The organism is Streptomyces sp. NPDC054841 (assembly GCF_053611045.1).
Genome location: NZ_JBSGZO010000650.1, coordinates 1 through 3,835 on the forward strand (window position 1 = coordinate 1; position 3,835 = coordinate 3,835).

Below are 3,835 nucleotides of genomic sequence, written 5' to 3' on the forward strand. Positions count from 1 at the left end.
GCGGGGATCGGGGGCCTCGCCGCGGGCACCACCCGGCAGGTGTGGCGGCGGCTGAGGAGCCGTCCCTCGGCGCTCGCCGCCGCCGCCGTCCTCGCCCTGCTGCTGGTCCTGGCCGTCGCGGCGCCGCTCCTCGCGGCGCTGGAGGGCCAGGATCCGAACACGTACCACGACACCCTGGTGGACTCGGCGCGCGGCGGGGTCCCGGCCGGCTCCTTCGGGGGCGTCAGCGGCGACCACTGGCTCGGCGTGGAGCCGGGCACCGGACGCGATCTGTTCGTACGGCTGCTGTACGGGGCGCGGATCTCGCTGCTGGTCGCGGTCGGGGCCACGCTCGTCCAGGTGGCGATCGGCGTGGCGGTCGGCCTCGCCGCCGGACTCGGCAACCGGTACGTCGACGGCTTCCTGAGCCGTACGACGGATGTGCTGGTGGCGCTGCCGATGCTGGTGCTCGGCATCGCCCTGACCGCCGTCGTGCCCGCCGGCTTCCCGCGCCCGCTGCTGCTGATCCTGATCATCGGGGTGCTCGGCTGGGGCGGCACGTCCCGGATCGTACGGGCGCAGACACTGACGCTGAAGCGGCTGGACTTCGTCGCCGCGGCCAAGCTCGGCGGGAACGGTTCGTGGCGGGTCGCCCGGCGCGAACTGCTGCCGTCGCTCGCCGCGCCCGTCCTCACGTACGCGGCGATCCTGCTCCCGTCGAACATCGTCGTCGAGGCGTCGCTGTCCTTCCTGGGCGTCGGCGTGAAGCCGCCGACACCGTCGTGGGGGCAGATGCTGTCGACCGCGCAGACCTGGTTCCGGGCGGACCCGGCGTACGTCCTGCTGCCGGCCGGGCTGCTGTTCGTGACGGTGCTGGCCTTCACGGTGCTGGGGGACGCGGTGCGCACGGCGCTGGATCCGCGCGAGGCCGGCCGCCTGCGGGTCGGTACACGCAAGGAGAAGAAGTCCTGATGACCCGCTTCGTCGTCAAACGGCTCGGCGGCGCGCTGCTGGTGCTGCTGGTGCTGTCCGTACTGATCTACGCCCTGTTCTATCTGGCCCCGGGCGATCCGGCCCAGCTGGCGTGCGGCGAGCGCTGCACCCCCGCCCAGGTGGCTCAGGTACGTGACCAACTCGGTCTCAACGAATCGGTGTTCACGCAGTACGGCCATTTCCTCCAGGGCATCGTGGCCGGACGCGACTACAGCGCCGGTACGAGCGTCCTGCACTGCGACGCCCCGTGCCTCGGCCTCTCGTACCAGACCGAACAGCAGGTCACCGCGCTGATCCTGGAACGGCTGCCCGCCACCGCCTCGCTCGCCCTCGGCGCGCTGGTGATCTGGCTGGTCATCGGTGTCGGCACCGGGCTGCTCTCCGCGCTGCGCCGCGGCGGGTTCACCGAGCGGGTGCTGACGGTCCTCACGCTGGCGGCGACCGGGATGCCCGTCTTCATCCTCGGGCTGCTCCTGCTCATGGCGGTCTGCGCGTATCTGCGGTGGCTGCCCTTCCCCACGTACGTACCGCTCACCGAGGACCCGGAACAGTGGGCCTGGAACATGCTGCTGCCGTGGCTCACCCTCGGCTTCTTCGAGTCGGCGAAGTACGCACGGCTGACGCGCGGTTCGACGCTGGAGACGCTGGCCGAGGACCACATCCGCACCTTCCGCGCATACGGAGTCGGCGAGCGCGCCGTCGTCGGACGGCATGCGCTGCGCGGCGCCGTACCGCCGGTGATCGCGCTGAGCGCGCTCGACCTCGGCACGATGTTCGGCGGCGCGGTGCTCACCGAGTCGCTGTTCGGCATCCCTGGGCTCGGCAAGACCCTGGTCGACGGGGTGCGGGTGATCGACCTGCCCGTGGTGGTGGGAGTGGTCCTGGTGATCGGCACCGCGGTGGTGCTGGCCAATGTCGTCGCGGATCTGCTGTACGCGGCAGCCGACCGGAGGGTGGTTCTGTCATGACGGCGTCGTCGCACCTGGTGGAGGTCAGGGACCTCACGGTCGAGTTCCCGGTGGACGGCTTCCCGGTGGACGGGCTCCCGGTGGACGGGCTTCCGGTGGACGGTTTCTCCGTGGACGGTGGCGGGTTGCGCGCCGTCGACGGCCTGTCGTTCTCCCTCGCCCCCGGCCGGGCACTCGCCCTGGTCGGCGAGTCGGGCAGCGGCAAGAGCACAGTGGCCGGCGCACTGCTCGGGCTGCACCGGGGGACCGGTGCGCGGATCACCGGCGGGGTACGGGTCGGCGGTACGGATGTCGGAGCCGCGTCCGCGAAGGAGCTGCGCGAACTGCGCGGCGGCGTCGCGGCGATCGTCTTCCAGGATCCGCTCTCGTCCCTCGACCCCTACTACGCGGTCGGCGACCAGATCGCCGAGGTGTACCGGGTCCACACGGCCGCCGGCCGCAAGGCGGCCCGCGCGCGTGCCGTCGACGTCCTCGACCGCGTCGGCATCCCGGACGCGGCCCGGCGCTCCCGTTCCCGGCCGCACGAGTTCAGCGGCGGCATGCGCCAGCGTGCCCTCATCGCGATGGCCCTCGCCTGCGAGCCCCGCCTGCTGATCGCCGACGAGCCGACGACGGCCCTGGACGTCACCGTCCAGGCCCAGATCCTCGACCTCCTCCACGGCCTGCGCGCAGAGACGGGCATGGGCCTGCTGCTGGTCACCCACGATGTCGGCGTCGCGGCGGAAAGTGCCGACGAGGTCCTGGTCATGCGGGCCGGCCGCGAGGTGGAGCGCGGCCCGGTGGCGGACGTCCTGTCCACCCCGTCCCAGCCGTACACGAAGTCGCTGCTGGCGGCGGTGTCCAGGCTGGACGGTCCACTGCGGGCGGCCGCACGCCTCGCCGATGTCGATGTCGATGTCGATGTCGACGCCGAGACCGACACCGACGGAGCCGGCCGGGCCGCGCCCTCCGGCGCCCGTGGCGCAGCACCGGGTGCGGACAGCGGCGTGCCGCTGCTCGAAGCCGTCGGGCTGCGGCGGGAGTTCGGTCGCGGCACGGCACGCTTCACGGCCGTGGACGATGTGTCGCTCACCGTCCGCGCCGGCGAGACCCTCGGGATCGTCGGTGAGAGCGGCAGCGGCAAGACGACGCTCGGACGGATGCTCGTGCGGCTGCTCGATCCGACGGCGGGGCGGCTCCGCTACGGCGGCAGGGAGATCGGTTCGCTGCCGGAGAAGGCGCTGCGCCCGTTCCGCCGCGAGCTGCAGATGGTCTTCCAGGATCCCGCCTCGTCGCTCAACCCGCGCCGTTCCGTGGGCGAGTCGGTCGCCGACCCGCTGCGTGCGGCCGGGGAGCGCGACGAGACCCGGATCAGGACGCGCGTACAGGAGCTGCTGGAGCGGGTCGGGCTCGACCCCGACCGGTACGCGCACCATCCGCACGAGTTCAGCGGTGGTCAGCGCCAGCGTGTCGGCATCGCCCGGGCGCTCGCCGCCGACCCCCGCCTCATCGTGTGCGACGAGCCGGTCTCCGCGCTCGACGTGACGACCCAGGCCCAGGTCATGGGACTGCTCGCGGAACTGCAGCGGGAGCTCGGCCTCGCGCTCGTGTTCATCGCGCACGACCTCGCCGTGGTCCGCCGGGTGAGCCACCGGGTCGCGGTCATGCGGCAGGGCCGGATCGTCGAGCAGGGAGCCGTCGCCGACGTGTACGGATCGCCCCGGGACCCGTACACGAAGGAGCTGCTCGCGGCTGTACCGTCCCTCGATCCGGATCTCGCCGCGGTGCGCCGATCCGCTCGGAAGGACCTTCGCAAGGAGCTGGCCGCGGCCTGACGAGGTGTAACAGAATGCGCTTGTAGCGCGACCGAACGCTACGAGACTGCGAAAGTTACGTGCATTCACCCCTTCCGGTGG

At 72.3% G+C, this 3,835-nt stretch carries 3 protein-coding genes; all 3 read left to right on the forward strand.

The features are described from left to right. The first annotated feature begins 6 nt into the window (after positions 1-6). The 3 genes from ACWGI8_RS41145 to ACWGI8_RS41155 are packed head-to-tail and all read left to right on the forward strand — an operon-like array spanning position 7 to position 3,754. Positions 7-951 carry an ABC transporter permease gene (locus ACWGI8_RS41145; RefSeq protein WP_453668569.1) on the forward strand — a complete coding sequence of 315 codons (945 nt, stop codon included), beginning with the start codon at positions 7-9 and terminating at the stop codon, positions 949-951. Further along, positions 951-1,940 carry an ABC transporter permease gene (locus ACWGI8_RS41150; RefSeq protein ID WP_453668567.1) on the forward strand — a complete coding sequence of 330 codons (990 nt, stop codon included), beginning with the start codon at positions 951-953 and terminating at the stop codon, positions 1,938-1,940. The genes ACWGI8_RS41145 and ACWGI8_RS41150 overlap by 1 nt, the downstream gene beginning before the upstream one ends. Continuing rightward, a complete protein-coding gene (locus ACWGI8_RS41155) occupies positions 1,937-3,754 on the forward strand; it encodes a dipeptide ABC transporter ATP-binding protein (protein ID WP_453668568.1) in 1,818 nt (605 codons plus the stop codon). Before ACWGI8_RS41150 ends, ACWGI8_RS41155 begins: the two co-directional genes overlap by 4 nt. Positions 3,755-3,835 lie beyond the last annotated feature (81 nt).